This window comes from Tahibacter aquaticus, from assembly GCF_004363655.1.
Classification (GTDB): Bacteria; Pseudomonadota; Gammaproteobacteria; order Xanthomonadales; family Rhodanobacteraceae; genus Tahibacter; species Tahibacter aquaticus.
Genome location: NZ_SNZH01000017.1, coordinates 35,886 through 51,094, shown reverse-complemented (window position 1 = coordinate 51,094; position 15,209 = coordinate 35,886). Strand labels below are relative to the sequence as shown.

17 protein-coding genes and 1 pseudogene are annotated in these 15,209 nt (G+C 65.0%); 11 read left to right on the top strand and 7 right to left on the bottom strand.

All coding sequences use genetic code 11. From position 1 onward, the window contains the following. Positions 1 to 71: 71 nt before the first annotated feature. From DFR29_RS23035 to cobT, 7 genes and pseudogenes are all read left to right on the top strand, one after another. Positions 72 to 656, top strand: a complete 585-nt coding sequence (locus DFR29_RS23035; protein WP_133820995.1) for a hypothetical protein — start codon at positions 72 to 74, stop codon at positions 654 to 656. Further along, a complete protein-coding gene (cobO, locus tag DFR29_RS23030) occupies positions 656 to 1,270 on the top strand; it encodes a cob(I)yrinic acid a,c-diamide adenosyltransferase (RefSeq protein WP_133820994.1) in 615 nt (204 codons plus the stop codon). The genes DFR29_RS23035 and cobO overlap by 1 nt, the downstream gene beginning before the upstream one ends. 45 nt (positions 1,271 to 1,315) lie before the next feature. Then, positions 1,316 to 2,212, top strand: a complete 897-nt coding sequence (gene cbiB, locus DFR29_RS23025) for an adenosylcobinamide-phosphate synthase CbiB (protein ID WP_133820993.1) — start codon at positions 1,316 to 1,318, stop codon at positions 2,210 to 2,212. Continuing rightward, positions 2,205 to 3,167, top strand: a pseudogene (cobD, locus tag DFR29_RS29750) (threonine-phosphate decarboxylase CobD); the annotation flags it as partial. The gene cbiB and the pseudogene cobD, both read left to right, overlap by 8 nt. 81 nt (positions 3,168 to 3,248) lie before the next feature. Beyond that, positions 3,249 to 4,742, top strand: coding sequence for a cobyric acid synthase (locus DFR29_RS29745; RefSeq protein WP_208113694.1), 1,494 nt, complete (start codon positions 3,249 to 3,251; stop codon positions 4,740 to 4,742). Next, complete coding sequence (gene cobU / locus DFR29_RS23015; RefSeq protein WP_133820991.1) at positions 4,730 to 5,245, top strand: bifunctional adenosylcobinamide kinase/adenosylcobinamide-phosphate guanylyltransferase; 516 nt, start codon at positions 4,730 to 4,732, stop codon at positions 5,243 to 5,245. The genes DFR29_RS29745 and cobU overlap by 13 nt, the downstream gene beginning before the upstream one ends. Further along, positions 5,245 to 6,300, top strand: coding sequence for a nicotinate-nucleotide--dimethylbenzimidazole phosphoribosyltransferase (gene cobT, locus DFR29_RS23010; RefSeq protein WP_133820990.1), 1,056 nt, complete (start codon positions 5,245 to 5,247; stop codon positions 6,298 to 6,300). The genes cobU and cobT overlap by 1 nt, the downstream gene beginning before the upstream one ends. A 154-nt stretch (positions 6,301 to 6,454) precedes the next feature. Here the strand turns inward: cobT and DFR29_RS23005 are convergent, their stop codons facing one another. Together DFR29_RS23005 and DFR29_RS23000 are read right to left on the bottom strand one after the other, a co-directional pair. Beyond that, positions 6,455 to 7,135, bottom strand: coding sequence for a hypothetical protein (locus tag DFR29_RS23005; RefSeq protein ID WP_133820989.1), 681 nt, complete (start codon positions 7,133 to 7,135; stop codon positions 6,455 to 6,457). Positions 7,136 to 7,258: 123 nt separating this feature from the next. Further along, positions 7,259 to 7,465 (bottom strand): hypothetical protein, encoded by a 207-nt coding sequence (locus DFR29_RS23000; RefSeq protein ID WP_133820988.1) that lies wholly within the window; start codon positions 7,463 to 7,465, stop codon positions 7,259 to 7,261. 35 nt (positions 7,466 to 7,500) lie between these two features. Here DFR29_RS23000 and DFR29_RS22995 point away from each other — a divergent pair, with 35 nt between their 5' ends. From DFR29_RS22995 to DFR29_RS22985, 3 genes are all read left to right on the top strand, one after another. Next, on the top strand, positions 7,501 to 7,698 hold the full coding sequence (locus DFR29_RS22995; protein ID WP_133820987.1) for a hypothetical protein: 198 nt from the start codon (positions 7,501 to 7,503) through the stop codon (positions 7,696 to 7,698). Between the two features lie 48 nt (positions 7,699 to 7,746). After that, the gene (locus DFR29_RS22990) at positions 7,747 to 8,262 is read left to right on the top strand and encodes a hypothetical protein (protein WP_133820986.1); all 516 of its coding nucleotides are present in this window, start codon (positions 7,747 to 7,749) and stop codon (positions 8,260 to 8,262) included. Positions 8,263 to 8,337: 75 nt separating this feature from the next. Further along, positions 8,338 to 8,583, top strand: coding sequence for a hypothetical protein (locus DFR29_RS22985; RefSeq protein WP_133820985.1), 246 nt, complete (start codon positions 8,338 to 8,340; stop codon positions 8,581 to 8,583). 164 nt (positions 8,584 to 8,747) lie between these two features. Here DFR29_RS22985 and DFR29_RS22980 read toward each other — a convergent pair whose 3' ends face one another. From DFR29_RS22980 to DFR29_RS22970, 3 genes are read right to left on the bottom strand one after another with little or no spacing between them, the layout of a single operon-like run. Next, the gene (locus tag DFR29_RS22980) at positions 8,748 to 9,950 is read right to left on the bottom strand and encodes a sensor histidine kinase (protein WP_133820984.1); all 1,203 of its coding nucleotides are present in this window, start codon (positions 9,948 to 9,950) and stop codon (positions 8,748 to 8,750) included. Further along, entirely contained in the window at positions 9,947 to 11,464 is a 1,518-nt protein-coding gene (locus DFR29_RS22975; protein ID WP_133820983.1) for an ATPase domain-containing protein, read from the bottom strand. Before DFR29_RS22975 ends, DFR29_RS22980 begins: the two co-directional genes overlap by 4 nt. After that, positions 11,461 to 11,889 carry a hypothetical protein gene (locus DFR29_RS22970; protein WP_133820982.1) on the bottom strand — a complete coding sequence of 143 codons (429 nt, stop codon included), beginning with the start codon at positions 11,887 to 11,889 and terminating at the stop codon, positions 11,461 to 11,463. The genes DFR29_RS22975 and DFR29_RS22970 overlap by 4 nt, the downstream gene beginning before the upstream one ends. Before the next feature lie 745 nt (positions 11,890 to 12,634). On the opposite strand from DFR29_RS22970, the gene DFR29_RS22965 reads away from it, so the two are divergent. Next, entirely contained in the window at positions 12,635 to 12,835 is a 201-nt protein-coding gene (locus tag DFR29_RS22965; protein ID WP_133820981.1) for a CsbD family protein, read from the top strand. A gap of 247 nt (positions 12,836 to 13,082) precedes the next feature. Here the strand turns inward: DFR29_RS22965 and DFR29_RS22960 are convergent, their stop codons facing one another. Beyond that, on the bottom strand, positions 13,083 to 14,072 hold the full coding sequence (locus tag DFR29_RS22960) for an LLM class flavin-dependent oxidoreductase (protein ID WP_133820980.1): 990 nt from the start codon (positions 14,070 to 14,072) through the stop codon (positions 13,083 to 13,085). Positions 14,073 to 14,249: 177 nt separating this feature from the next. After that, positions 14,250 to 15,155: a LysR family transcriptional regulator gene (locus tag DFR29_RS22955; protein ID WP_133820979.1), complete on the bottom strand. Its 906-nt coding sequence runs from the start codon at positions 15,153 to 15,155 to the stop codon at positions 14,250 to 14,252. Between the last annotated feature and the right edge of the window lie 54 nt (positions 15,156 to 15,209).

Here is a 15,209-nt window from a genome sequence, read left to right as displayed (position 1 = left end):
GGCTGCGGCGCGGAAATTCCGCGCCGCAGCCGCCTCCATCGCCGCATTTCCGTCCAGCTCAGGAGTAATGAATGAAGTTCCTGCCCACGCAAAAACAATCCCTGATCCTGCTGGCGCTGATGGTGCTGATGATGGCCACGCGCTTCCATCACTTCGGCACTATGCTGCACCTGCCCGACGCCTCCATGGCCATCTTCTTCGTCGCTGGCTTCTATCTCGCCGGCACGGTCGCCCTGCCCATCCTGATACTCGAAGCCGGCGTGATCGACTACATCGCCATCAGCATGGCCGGCGTCAGCGATTTCTGCGTCACGCCTGCCTATTCCATGCTGATCTTCGCCTACGGCGCGCTGTGGTACGGCGGCGTCCTGTTCGCCAGGAAGTTCTACAAGCCCAGCCTGTCGGCCGTGCTGCCTGCTGCATTGATCGCGCTGGCCAGCTGCCTGGTGTCGTTCCTGATCTCCAACGGTTCGTTCTACTGGATGGGCGGCCGCTATACCGACCCGAACTTCGCCCAGTTCGTCGAGCGCTTCTTCCAGTACATGCCCAGCTTCGTCAGTGTCTCCATGGCCTATATCGCCGCCTTCGGCGTCGTACATGCCCTGGGCGTGATCGCCCTGGGCGACAAGAGCGCCGCCGGCGAGCGCAAAATCTGATGAGCAACGACGACGCCGCGCAGGCCCAGCGCCATCGCGAACGCATGCAGCGCAAGAAAGCCCTGGTCGACGCGGGCATTGCCCGCGCCACCATCGAGCGCGGCGTTGTCGTCGTCACCACCGGCAACGGCAAGGGCAAGAGTTCGTCCGGCTTCGGCATGGTCGCGCGCGCCCTCGGCCACGGCTTCAACGTCGGCGTGGTGCAGTTCATCAAGGGCAGCTTCGCCACCGGCGAGGAAGCCTTCTTCCGCCGTTTTCCCGACGAAGTCAGCTACCACGTCATGGGCGAAGGCTTCACCTGGGAGACCCAGGACCGCGAACGCGATATACGCGCCGCCAGCGCCGCGTGGGATATTGCCGCCGGCATGCTGGCCGATGCCGACGTCGACCTGGTGCTGCTGGACGAACTGAACATCGCGCTGAAATACCAGTACATCGGCGTCGATGCCGTCGTTGCCGCCCTGGCCGCCCGGCCGCCGCAGCAGCACGTCGTCATCACCGGCCGCGCCGCGCCCCAGGCGCTGATCGACGTGGCCGACACGGTCACCGAAATGAACGTGGTCAAGCACGCCTATCAGGCCGGCATCAAGGCCCAGAAAGGTATAGAACTGTAAATCTGGCGCCCCGGCGCCTGCGCGCGGGCGCGGAGCCAACCCCTCGTGGCTGCATTCCTGCTACTCGGTGTACTGCTGGACCAGCTGCTGGGCGAGCCGCGGCGCTGGCATCCGCTGGTCGGCTTCGGCCGCCTCGCGCGCGCCGCCGAACAGCGCCTGTACGGCGACAGCTACGTCTGGGGCATCGCTGCACTGTTGCTGGTCGTCGTGCCCTGGGTGGCGCTGGCTGCCGTGCTCGCCCGCGCCGGCCTGTTCGGCCCGGTTTTCAGCATACTGGCGCTGTATTCCGCCCTGGGCCTGCGCAGCCTGCGCGAACACGCCTTGCCGGTAGCCGAGGCCCTGGAAAAGGCCGATCTGCCCGCCGCCCGCGCCGCCGTCGGCCACATGGTCAGCCGCGATACTGCCGCGCTGAACGAAAACCAGGTCGCCGCCGCTGCCGCCGAATCGGTGCTGGAAAACGGTAACGATGCGGTATTCGGCGCCCTGTTCTGGTTTGCCCTGGCCGGCGCGCCCGGCGTGATCGCCTATCGCCTGGTCAACACGCTGGATGCCATGTGGGGCTATCGCAATGCACGCTATACCCGCTTCGGCTGGGCCGCGGCGCGGCTGGACGATGTGCTGAATTTTGTACCGGCGCGCCTGGCTGCCCTTGCTTATGCGCTGTGCGGCAACGCTCGCCAGGCACTCACCTGCTGGCAGCAACAGGCGCCGCAGTGGGACAGCCCCAACGCCGGGCCCGTCATGGCGGCCGGCGCCGGTGCGCTCGACGTGACACTCGGCGGCGCGGCGCCTTACGAAGGCGAATGGCACCAGCGGCCCGTGCTCGGCTGTGGCCCGCCGCCGGACGCGCACGCCATTCGCCGCGCCCTGCATCTGCTTTACCGTGCCGTCGGCCTGTGGCTGCTGGCCGCGTTCCTGATCGGGAGTCTTGTAAATGCTTGAACATGGCGGCCGGCTGCAGCGCGCAGCGCGCGACTACGACATCGAACTTGCGCAATGGGTGGATTTGTCCACAGGTATCAACCCGGACGGCTGGCCCGTACCCAACCCGCCGCGCGCGCAATGGACCCGCCTGCCCGAAGACGAAGACGGCATGGAACACATCGCCGCGCAGTACTACGGCGCGCGCAGCGTACTCGCCACGGCCGGTTCGCAGGCCGCCATCCAGGCCCTGCCGCGCCTGCGCCCTGTCTGCCGCGTCGGCGTGATTGCGCCAGGCTATGCAGAGCACGCCCACGCCTGGCGCCGTGCGGGCCATGCAGTAGACGATCTGCCCGCGGCGCAATTGCTGGACAGTGCCGATAACTACGATGTCGTCGTGCTGATCCATCCCAACAACCCCGGTGGCGAACGCTTCGACCGCGATGCCCTGCTCGCCCTGCAGGCACGACTGGCGGCGCGCGGCGGCTGGCTGCTGATCGACGAAGCCTTCGTGGATACCACGCCGGAGCTGAGCCTTGCCGCCGAAGCCTGGCGCGAAGGCCTGATCGTGCTGCGCTCGCCGGGCAAATTCTTCGGCCTGGCCGGCGCACGCGCGGGCTTCGTCATTGCGGCAGAAGCCGTGCTGGCGCGCCTGCGCGAAGAACTCGGCCCCTGGTGTGTCGCTGCGCCGACGCGCTGGCTGCTGCGTCAGGCACTGGCCGACACCGCCTGGCAGGCACAGACGCGGCGCAGCCTCGCCGATGCCGCGCAGCGCCTGTACACGCTGCTGCAAGGGCACGGCCTGGAGCCCAGCGGCGGCTGCAGCCTGTTCCAATGGGTAAAAATAACCAATGCAGCAGAATTGCAGGACCGCCTCGCCCGCCATGCCGTACTGGTACGCCGCTTCGATGAGCCGGCCAGCCTGCGCTTCGGCCTGCCCGGCGGCGAGGCTGCGTGGCAGCAGCTGGACAACGCCCTCGCCCGCATCGGCCTGAACAACGCGGCGCAGGCCATACAAGTATCCGTGCCGCCGGACGCTGCCAAAGCCGCCGTGCTGATGGTGCAGGGCACTACATCCGACGCGGGCAAGACCACCCTGGTCGCCGCGCTGTGCCGCTGGCTGCACCGGCGCGGCGTGCGCGTCGCACCGTTCAAGCCGCAGAACATGGCCCTGAACTCCGCCGTCACCGTCGACGGCGGCGAAATCGGCCGCGCCCAGGCCTTGCAGGCCCAGGCTGCCGGCGTGCCGCCGCATACCGACTTCAATCCCATCCTGCTCAAGCCGACCACCGACATGGGGGCGCAGGTGATCATCCACGGCCGCGCCGTCAGCACCATGCAGGCGGCGCAGTATCACGACTACAAGCGCGTCGCCATGGATGCGGTGCTGCAATCGCACCGGCGCCTCAGCGCGCACTACCAGGCCATCGTCGTCGAAGGCGCCGGCAGCCCGGCGGAAATCAACCTGCGCGCCAACGACATCGCCAACATGGGCTACGCCGAAGCCGTGGACTGCCCGGTCATCCTGATTGCCGACATCGACCGCGGCGGCGTGTTTGCCCACCTCGTCGGCACGCTCGCCCTGCTCTCGCCCAGCGAGCGCGCCCGCGTGCAAGGCTTTGTCATCAACCGCTTCCGCGGCGACATCGCCCTGCTGCAGCCGGGGCTGGACTGGCTGGAACAGGAAACCGGCAAGCCCGTACTCGGCGTGCTGCCCTATCTGCACGGTCTGCATATCGACGCCGAAGACGCACTGCCCCGCGGCCGCAGCGGCAGCGCCGAATCGAAACTGCGCGTCATCGTTCCGGCACTGCCGCGCATCAGCAACCACACCGATTTCGACGTGCTGCGCCTGCATCCGCAGCTGGCCTTCGAATTCATCGGCCCGCAGCAGGCCATTCCTGGCGCCGACCTGATCGTGCTGCCCGGCTCCAAGGCCGTGCGCGCCGACCTCGCCTGGCTGCGCGACAACGGCTGGGAAGACGCCATCCGCCGCCACCTGCGCCTGGGCGGCAAACTGATCGGCATCTGCGGCGGCCTGCAGATGCTGGGGCAGAACATCGACGACCCGCACGGGCTGGAAGGCGCCCCAGGCCGCAGCAGCGGCCTGGGCTGGCTGGAACTCGACACCGTGCTGGAAGAAGAAAAGCAGCTGCGCACTGTCGCCGGCCGCCTGCTGGCACAAGCGCCGTCCGGCCATGAAACCTTGTCCATTAAAGTACAAGGATATGAAATACACTGTGGCGTCAGTACGGGCGCAGCACTGGCCAGTCCTTTGCTTCAGCTCGACGACGGCCGCACCGACGGCGCCCGCTCGGCCGACGGGCAGATCATCGCCAGCTACGTGCACGGCCTGTTCGATTCGCCGCCCGCCTGCGCCGCCCTGCTCGCCTGGGCCGGCCTGGCCCAGGCCGAGGGCGTGGACCGCAACGCCTTGCGCGAACAGGCTCTGGACCGCCTTGCCGACTGCGTCGAACAGCATCTCGACCTGGACGTACTGGAACGCCTGCTGCAACGGGCGCCGCTCAAGGAACCCGCATGCGCACCCTGATCCTCGGCGGCGCCCGCTCCGGCAAAAGCGCCCTGGCCGAACGCCTGGCCAGCGGCTTCGACGCCGTGCTGTACATCGCCACCGCCGGCGCCGGCGACAACGAAATGAGCGAACGCATCCTGCATCATCGCGAGCGCCGGCCCAGCCACTGGGGCCTGCGCGAGACGCCACTGGCCCTGGCCGACACCTTGCGCCAGGAGGCACATGCCTCGCGCTGCCTGCTGGTCGATTGCCTCACCTTGTGGCTGAGCAACCTGCTCTGCCGCGACGACGAAAGCCGCTACCGGCACGAACGCGCGGCGCTGCTCGCTGCCCTGGGCGAACTGCCCGGCGAGATCATCCTGGTCAGCAACGAAGTCGGCCAGGGTATCGTGCCGCTGGGCGCGCTGAGCCGCCGTTTCGTCGACGAAGCCGGCCGCCTGCACCAGGACGTTGCCGCGCTCAGCGACCGCGTCATCTTCACCATTGCGGGATTGCCGCAACTGCTCAAGGGAGAGCTTTGATGTCTTTGGATTGGCTGCATACCCCGGCCCAGGCCGTCAACGACAGCGCCCGCGCCGCCGCCCTCACCCGCCAGGCCTGGCTGACCAAACCGCCCGGGGCTCTGGGCGAACTGGAAACCCTGGCCGTCACCCTGGCCGGCCTGCAGGGCCGCGAATGCCCCGCAGTGGACAAGATCAATATTTCCATCTTTGCCGGAGACCACGGCATCGCCGACGAAAAAGTCTCCGCCTTTCCCCAGGCAGTCACCGGTGAAATGGTGCGCAACTTCGCCAACGGCGGAGCTGCCATCAGCGTACTCGCGCGCGAACTGCGCGCCGTCCTCGAAGTGGTGCACCTGGGCACCGTCAACGATCCCGGCCCGCTGCCCGGCGTACGCCGCGCCTGGATAGCGCCGCGCACGCACAACTTCCTGCACGCGCCCGCGATGGAACCCGCGCAACTTCAGCAGGCCCTGCACGCGGGCCGCGACAGCATCGCAACGGCCAGCGCCGCAGGCAGCGAGCTATTCATCGGCGGCGAGATGGGCATTGCCAACACCACTGCCGCATCCGCGCTGGCCTGTGCCCTGATCGACGTCCATCCGCACGACATCACCGGTGCCGGCACTGGCCTGGACGCCGCCGGCATGCAGCACAAAAGCCAGGTCATCGCCCATGCTGTCGCGTTCCATCGCGCGTACGCGCTCGATCCGCTGGAATCCCTGCGCCGCCTTGGCGGTTTCGAGATCGCCGCCCTCAGCGGCGCCTACATCGCCGCGGCGCAGGCCGGCATTCCGATACTCGTCGACGGCTTCATCAGCTCCGTCGCCGCGCTGGCCGCGGTACGCATCAACCCGAGCTGCCACGAGTGGCTGCTGTTCGCCCACTGCTCCGCCGAACGCGGCCACCTGCGCGTACTGGAAGCACTGCAGGCAAAGCCGCTGCTCGACCTGGGCATGCGCCTGGGCGAAGGCAGCGGTGCGGCCACCGCGGCAAGCATCGTACGGCTTGCCTGCGCCCTGCACGCGGGCATGGCGACGTTCGAGCAAGCGGGCGTGACCAACAAAGAACCGTGAACGCTGGGTGGCGGCCTACCCCAACCTGCGCGACCGCGGCCCGAATCGTCCAGGCGCATGCAGACGCGGTCTAGGCACGCAACGGCGGCGACTGCCCCGCATTCGGCGGCTTCTTTCCACCGCTGCGGCGGATTCTCCTGCGCACAGCCACGCGCTATTTCGATCCGGGCGAATCGACATAGCCTCCTGCGCTGGCCGGCGCGTTCGGATCGACCACAGCCAGCACGCAATCGATGTAAGGGGCAACGTCGTTCCAACTGCGCCCCTGCCGCCATAAGCCGATCAGCTGCCTCGATACGGCCACTACCGACGGCGTGTCTTGCAGGACGTGGCGGGTCAGCGCATTGGCGGTATCGGAGTCGTCATGGCGCGCACTATTCTGATGCGCATAGCTGTGGAACTCCTCGATACGTCCAGGTGCCTCGATACCGGCGAAGCCGGGGCAGCTGGCGCCGCTGGAGTCGCGGCGCGAGGCGTGGGCCAGGGAATAGCTGTCCTGCACCATGTGCAGGAGCACGCCCAGAGCGACCTCGCGCAGATGCTGGCGAGCCTCGACGATGCCGGTGGCAAACAGATTGGTCGCCGTCATCTCGCCCGGGAAAAACCCCGCGAAACCCGGCACATCCACTTCCCGCAGGTTGATATCCGTCGCAATGGCGCCGCTTGCGACACCCCAGAGGAATTGCGCCCAGATGCGCATGTTGTGCTGAGTGGCGCCGGCCGGTTCGCCCTCGTAAGCAGCCATGGCATGCATGAATTGAAGGTCGCCGTAGTGGCTGCGGGCCGAACCGGCGGCTTGCTCCAGCGCCGCATTCAGCGCCGTGACCGCCAGCACAAGCAATACGGCCGGTCGCGTCCATTGAGATACGTCGAGAAGACTCTGTGGAGGTGCCGGACGGCGTCACTGCGGCGGCAGCGAGTACAAGAACGGTTCGCTCGACACGTACCCAGATCGTGCTTAACCCGCAGCTAACATCAATACGCGCAGAGTCATGGTGACTGCTCCGAACTCCGCCTTCTCGCCGAGTTCCACCGCCTTCGCTATTTGCTCACCGTCTTTCTTCTCCGGCGACGAAAAATTCCGCCGGCAGGCGACATAAAAAATACCGGGCTCCGGTATTTCTCCCGTTGCGGCAGCAGCCGCGACGCTATCGAATCCATCCATTGCGGCGCCACAGATCGGCGTTGCAGGAGTCTTGCATGAATTCCCGTTCCAACAACGACAAGGTACGCGTCGTCAAACGCGCCACGCCCGTAAAAAGCTGGTCGCTTTTTCAAGCAGTGCGCCGCCTCAAGGACAGTCTGATCGATCTGTTCACGTTCACAGCTCCACCCAACCGGCGCCAGAAACTGGCACGAGTGGTCGCGCGCCGTTCCACCGGGCGGCCGGGAAAATAGTCCATGAGGCATCAGGACGGAACAGCAGCGATGAGCAATGTGGTTCATATGGACTTCAACACGCGGCGGCAATTGGCTGCCGGTGGCGTCATCCCTTTCCCGCTGGCACAAGATCCCAGCAGCATCCTGATGTATGACCACACGCTGTTCGCGGCGCAATCGTGCGCAGCCATTGCGCGTATTGGCGGCGATTTGTTCGATACCTTGCGTTCTGAGGCCAGCGCCACCCCGGTGAACCACCTCACCGTGGTTTCGGCGATTCGCAGCGCGGCGGCACGCTGCCACAGAGAGACGAATCGCATCGCTGCAGGCGCGCGCGTACACATCGCAAGGCAAGCACGAGGACTCGGCTTCGCCACACAGGTAGCCTTGGCCGACCTGCAGTTCGCCGGCATCCGCCTCAACGAACTTCCGGGCGACGAACGCAGCTACGAAACCGACTGGCTTCTGGCCAATGCGCAGGACATCGCACTGAGCATGCAGCAGCGAGACCAGGCGAAAGCCCTCGCGATGCATATGCAATATCCCGCCATTCTGCGCTCGTTCGATCTTTCCGCCGCCTAGTGCAGCGATCGGGTCATTCGCCGAACGATTTCAGCATCTTTCGAGTCGAGGCGTCATTGCTACCGTGGAAAACCCATGCCGAACCAACCGCTCGATTTCACCAGATTCAATGGTCCAGTGACGATTGCCGACATTCAGACGGCGTATCGGGACCAGCGCTGTGCCAGCGGCCAGCATCCGGATGCGGTCAAAGTGACTTCGTCCCAGTTCGAATCGATGCTCGCGTCAATGGAACAGGTGCGCTTCAAACAGATCAGGAAAGAAGCTGAGGGATACGAGATCCTCGGCCTGCCGGTTGAATTGGCGCAAGCCGACGCGTAGCGGCTACGCCGCCGCTTGCCACCCAGGGCCGCTCTTCCGGCGCCGGCCAACTGCACCGCATTCCGAAGTGACGTTACAAGCAACCCGACCAATACTCGCGTTGCGTTACACCGTCCATCGGCTCAAATTCTTGGTGCAAGATAGAAATCCAGATTCCGAACTATTCAGTGCTTCTCCAACGGAATCGAGAGCCGAAACTGACTGCCTTGATGGTGGCCTGCGCTCGTCGCGATCACCTCTCCGCCGTGTGACTGAACCAGTTCGCGTACCACGGTAAGGCCAATGCCCAGCCCTTCGCCGTTGAAACGCGGCGCATGCGCGTCCTGCACGAAAGGTTCGAAGATATGCGGCAAGGCGTCTGCCGAGATGCCGATACCGGTATCCGAGATGGTGATGAACAGGGTGGCATTGCTCACCGTCGCAGAGATATCGACGCTGCCTCCCTCGGGGGTGTACTTCGACGCATTATCCAGAAGATTGCTGACGATCTGGGTAAAGCGAACCGGGTCGGCCTGCATCGGGACTGGCGCTGACGGCAGATCGATACGCAGTTGCTGCTGGCGCGCAACGACGCTGGGCCGAAAGGCGTCGATCGATTCGCGCAGCAAAGCGATCATTTCTACCGTCTGCAGATCCAGACGCAGCTTGCCGCTGCTGATCCGCGCCAGGTCGAGCAAATCTCCGACCAGGCGTCCGATATGCGCCGCCTGTCGTTCGATGACGGCCTGAAGCTGCGGAAGCTCGCTCGCAGTAACACGGCTGATCAAGGATGCGGCCGTGCGCAACGGCGCCAGCGGGTTTCTGAGTTCATGTGCGGCAATGGTGAGGAATTCGTTCTGCACGCGTTGCGCGCGCTCGGCAATCGCCTGCGAGGCTTGTGCGGTGAGCGTCGACAACACCATCTGCTCGTTCGCTTCGCGCATATGCACACTTCTACCATCCGCACTGCTACGCGTCCGCCCACCGGCACTGTCCGTCGCACCGGCGCGACGGGCCATGCGCACAGCCGCGTGTAGCCGCTCCGTGACGATGAGGTGATCGATCGGCAAGGTGCGATCGGGCACTCCGCCCAATGTCTCATGGCCGGCCGAGTGCGGGGCATGCTGCAGCGCCAGGGCCGCCGTCTCCGCCTCCGAGCGCGCCATCAACGTGGAAATCACCAGGTGCGCGTTGGCTTCAACCAGCCAGGCATTCGTGTCGGCCAGCGACGCAGCTCGGCTTTTCTCCAGTACTGTCTCTGCCTGCACTACGTCCTGCTGCAAGCGATCGAACCGCGCCTGCAGCAGATCGGTGCGCTGCTGGATTTCGGCGAGGCGCCGCAGTGCGTCGCGCTGTTCGCTGTCGACCGTGGTCGGAACTCTGTTCATGACGAGGGCCGGAAGCCCTTCAACGTCGTCGTGACGCTGTTCATGTCATAGGCGATGCGCGCGCCAGCGTTATGTCGCGTAGGCCTGCCGCCGAGCAGTCCTTCGTGATCGGCCAGCGTGGCACCGATATGGATGCCTTCGTCGCCGATGGAAAACAGGCGCAGTTCGTCGGAATGCGCGCTCGCCCTGACCTTGACCACGGCCATCACCCGCAACAGCCGGCTATCCACTTCGATGTAGCGCTGAACGATGATGGCGTCGGTGAGGAATGCTGTGCCGTAGGGGCTGAAACGCAGATCGGTGTAGCGGTCTTCCAGCTCCGAGGTCATCAGCACCGACACGCCGAGCGCCGACAGGGCGTTGACGAGACGCGACAGCGATTCGCGGAAATCGTCGCGGAATGTCGGCGCCAAGGCCAGCTCGAATCCCGACAACGAGTCGATGACAACGCGAGTGGCGTTCAGACGGCGAATTTCGCCGGTGACAAGCAGCACGACCTCGTCGATGGACAGATCCGGCGCATGGCTGTCCACCACGGCGATGCGGCCGCTGGCAATCAACGCGGCCAGTGCCGGGTTGCGCGAACGGTTTGGATGCTGTTCGAAAACAGCGACAACGCTGGCTTCACCGCGACGTGCGCCTTCGAGCAGGAACGCATCGGCCAGGATGCTTTTGCCTGCTCCCGACGGCCCGGCGACCAACAGCGAGTAGCCCTGCGGCAGACCGCCACCCATCATGCCATCCAGCAGCGGAATACCCATCGCTACGCGTTCGAGCGGCGCCGACGCCGGTGCCTGCAGCGCGGTGATATCCAGCTGTGCCGGCGCGAATACGCTGAGGCCAGCCTGATCGATACGGAAGGTATGCAACCCAGGCAAAGTGGGCTGCCCACGCATCTTGACGATCTCCATCTTCCTTACCATGGAATTGCGCTGCACGCTCTGGCGCAGCCAGATCAATCCATCGGCAACCGTGAATACCGGATTGGCATCGGTTTCCAGCGCGTATTCGCCGATCAGGAACGTGGTTGCCTGCCAGCTGGTCATCAGCATGCCGAGTTGCTGGATGAACCGCTGCAAGGTGTTGTGCGTATTGCCGGTGCCGGTATTCGACAGCACGACCGAGCGGAACGAGTCGACAAATACGAAAGCCGGCGCGCGCTTTTCCACTTCTGCAGCGACGCGGGCCAATACCTGGTCCAGGTCGCCTTCGATCATGGCGTCGGCCAGGTTGAGGAAAAACACCGAGTCGTCGACGGCATCAGTGTCGAAAAAATCGAACTGCTGCTGATAGCGAAGCATTTTCAGCGGCGGCTCGCCGAGCACGGTCAGGTACAGCGCGGGGCGCTCGCGACTGGCCAGCGCAAACATCATCTGGTGCGCCAATGTCGTCTTGCCGCAACCGGGCGGCCCGGCAATGAGGTTGAACGAAAACTCGGGCAAGCCGCCGCCGAGTACCGCATCCAATCCAGGCACGCCGGTGGCCAGCCGGCGGATTGCAACTCTAGGGTTCATGCCGAAGTGTCCTGGGGCGGTTGGTTCGCTGAAACAATGGCCCACACGGAACGAAACAAGCGCTCGGTGAGCGAGGCGCCGATCAGGCCGATCAGCAAGCTGTGGAAGGTATCGATCAGAGCACCGCTGCCGCTGGCCGCCTTGTCGGCCGGCTGCTGTTCGAGCGTGGTCGCGAGGTTGGCCAGGTCCGGCAGTTCCAGTGCGTCGCTGTGTATCTGCGCCAGCCATCCATGGCGTTGCATCGCGACATGCACGCTGCGGCGAAACAGCGCATCGACACCGCGCCTGCCGATGATGGGCGAAAGGGCCGCATCGATACCGCGCCATATCTGCGTCGTAGTGTGCGCCAGGTCTGCGGATGTTGCTCCGTGTTCCAGGCGATGTACCAGGACGACAGTGAAGCGCTGGCTATCGGAACTTTCCACGGGAATAGACCAGAGCCGGCAACGGTGAGCCATCGATAGTATTCCCTGCCGAGGCCGGCGCACGTGATCGTCGACGATTTAATTGCACACAGCGATTGCGGAAAAATAAATGTATGGAATACAACGCGGCTCGTCGACCTATGTCAGGCGTGCCGCGCGAACGCGGCGGTGAAACAGCACTGTGCTGCGCTGGAATCGCGGAAATTGCGCAAGATAGTGTTCGCAGCCGATCCGGCGGCGAGTCTTGTGACTTTCTATTGCGGCGCCAGGTGGGTCGCCACAACGGGGGCTGCACCGATACAACGATGCCGCGTGTCGGCACACCGACAGCCGTTCTCTACAGCTGAAAAGGCCCTGCTTTTTCAAGATTCCGGGCGACGGCCGCTCGCGGACGCGACGATCCGGGACTATGATTGCCTACGCCCGGCGCAGCTACCACGCGCGGCGCACGCAAACGCCACCTCATCTGCAGCCGCTTTCGATAGACAGGCAAAGCGCCGACAGCGGCAGCGCACCGGAAATTGACCGGCGCCGGCGCGATTCCGCATTTTTCCGAACGGGCAGCGACGGCAGGGCCGACGCTGCAAGGCCGACCGGCCGGTATTTCCGGCCACGATCCAAAGTAACCCGCCGTTCCCCGGGGTTAATCATGAACTTGTTCCGCCGCCGGACCCTCGCCTTGAAGTGACTCAACCTGGGTTGAGCCGGGTCCTGCATTCCTTCCTGTATCGATAGCGAGAACATCATGACTCAAGAAATTCTCAGAACCCAATGGGCGCTGCTGTGCGGCAAATTGCAGCAGAAGTGGCCCAAACTGACCGATGCCGATGTGAACCAGTGCGATGGCCATCGCGACGTTCTCAGCACGACGCTGCAGAAGCGCTACGGCATCGCCAGGGAAAAGGCCGAGGCGCAGATCAAGGAGTTCGAGCGCGCACACCGCTAGGCGCATGGGCCTGGGTGCAATGCGCCGGCTCGATGCGGCGTGCGTCGCGTCGGCATTGCCGAGGCGGTCGGCGCATTGCATCAAAATTCATTTATCCACTACAGCGGGGCGAGATCGCGGTTCTGTTCTGTGGCGGCCGGGGCTGGAGGTGCACGGTCGCGATTTTCTGAAGCAATCGTGCGGAACTCCTTCGCCTGGGCGTTCGGCACTGTCGAGATAGCTCGATGCCGGGGGTGCGCCTTGCGGCTTACCCCAGCCTGCGCGCCTGTTCGGCGATGAGTTCGAACGATCGCAGGCGCAGGGCCGGATCGAATACATCCGAGACCACCATCAGTTCATCGGCGCCAGTGCGTTCGATCATCGCCTGCATCCCGGCGCGCACCGTGTCGGGACTGCCGACGATGCTGCAGGCGAGCATCTGCGACGCCTGGGCTTTTTCCTGCGGCGTCCAGTAGTCGTCGATATTCGCGATCGGCGGCTGTGTCAGCTGGCGCGCGCCGCGGAACATGTCGGTGAACGACATCTGCTGCGAGGTGGCCAGATAACGCGCCTCGGCATCGGTCGGCGCGGCGATGATGTTCACGCCGACCAGCGCATACGGTTTGTCCAATTGAGCCGACGGCTTGAAGCGGTCGCGATATACCTTCAAGGCCGTATCCAGCGCCTGCGGCGCGAAATGCGAAGCAAAGCCGTAGGGCAGGCCCAGTTCCGCCGCGAGCTGCGCGCCGTACAGACTCGATCCCAATATCCACAATGGCACCTGCGTGCCCGAGCCCGGCACGGCTTCGATGCGCTGGCCTGGACGGACCGGCCCCAGAAACGCCTGCAATTCCTGCACGTCCTGGGGGAAATTGTCCGCGTTGGAGGGATCGCGCCGCAGCGCGCGCAAGGTGAGCTGGTCGGTGCCCGGCGCACGGCCCAGGCCCAGGTCGATGCGGCCGGGAAACAGCGTTTCCAGCGTACCGAACTGTTCGGCAATCACGTAGGGCGCATGGTTGGGCAGCATGATGCCGCCGGCACCTACGCGTATCGTCTGCGTGCCGGCGGCCACATGCGCGATCACCAGGGAGGTCGCCGCCGTGGTGACGGTCGGCATATTGTGATGTTCGGCCACCCAGAAGCGGCGATAGCCCCAGGTTTCCGCATGGCGGGCCAGCTCGCGTGCCAGGTCCAGCGCCGTACGGCGGTCGGAACCCTGGCGCACGCGGCCGAGTTCAAGAATGGAAAGTGGAATCATTGTACTTCCTCGAGGCCGCAGCAATTCATCCCGTGGCCGCTGCCCGTCCGCCTCGCGGCAGGCGTACGACGCAATGCGAGCGGCTGTGGCGGCGCAGATTCACCGGCAGTACCCGGGATTGATCAAGGCAGATGCGGCTGCCTGCAGCGGTTTCAACCGGACGCGGCGCGATCCGCGCTATTCCTCATCCACCTGCCCGAACCGCTCTGCCAGAAAGTCGATCAGCTTGCGCACCGACGGCAACAGCCCGCGGCGCGAGGGAAACACCGCATGGACAATGCCGCTTTTCGGCGTCCAGTCCGCGACCAGCCGCAGCAGGCTGCCCTGGCGCAATTCCTCCACCACCATCATGGTCGGCAGCTGGGCAATGCCCACGCCGCTGAGCGCCGCCATGCGCAATGCAACCATGTCGTCGGTGACCAGGCGCGGCTGGTGATGGATGGTTGCTGCAGCCGCGTCCGGGCCGCTGAGCTGCCAGCTGTGTTCGCGATGCGGCGGACCGAAGTCGACGCTGGGCAGACCGCCGAGGTCTGCCGGCACGCGCGGCACCGGCCTGCCCGCCAGCAGCGCCGGACTGGCGACCAGGCACCAGCGCCGTTCGGCCAGCACGCGCAGTACCAGGTCGCTGTCTTCCAGCGGTGGCGGACGCACGCGGATCGCCACGTCGATGCGCTCGGCAATCACATCGACACGCCGGTTGGTCGCCTCCAGATGCAAGGTGACGCCAGGACACTGGGCCATGAAGTCGGCCAGCATCGGCCCCACGCTCTCCTGCAGCAAGGTGACCGGACAGGTCAGCCGTATGGTGCCGCGCGGCTCCGAGCGGGTCAGTTCGATCGCCTCCTGCGCCGCCTCGGCCTCTACCAGCATGGCCTTGCAGTGGGTGTAGTACTCCTGGCCGATCTCCGTCACCGAGAAGTGCCGCGTCGAACGCTGGATCAGGCGCACGCCCAGCCTTTCCTCCAGTAGCGCAATGCGTCGGCTCAGCTTCGACTTCGGCATGCCCAGGGCACGGCCGGCCGGGGTGAATCCTTGATGCTCGACGACCTGGGTGAAGTAATACAGGTCATTCAAGTCCTCCACTGGCCACCCCGGACATTGTTCTCAAAATAGAACACTGAGTATAAAACCAGCAGG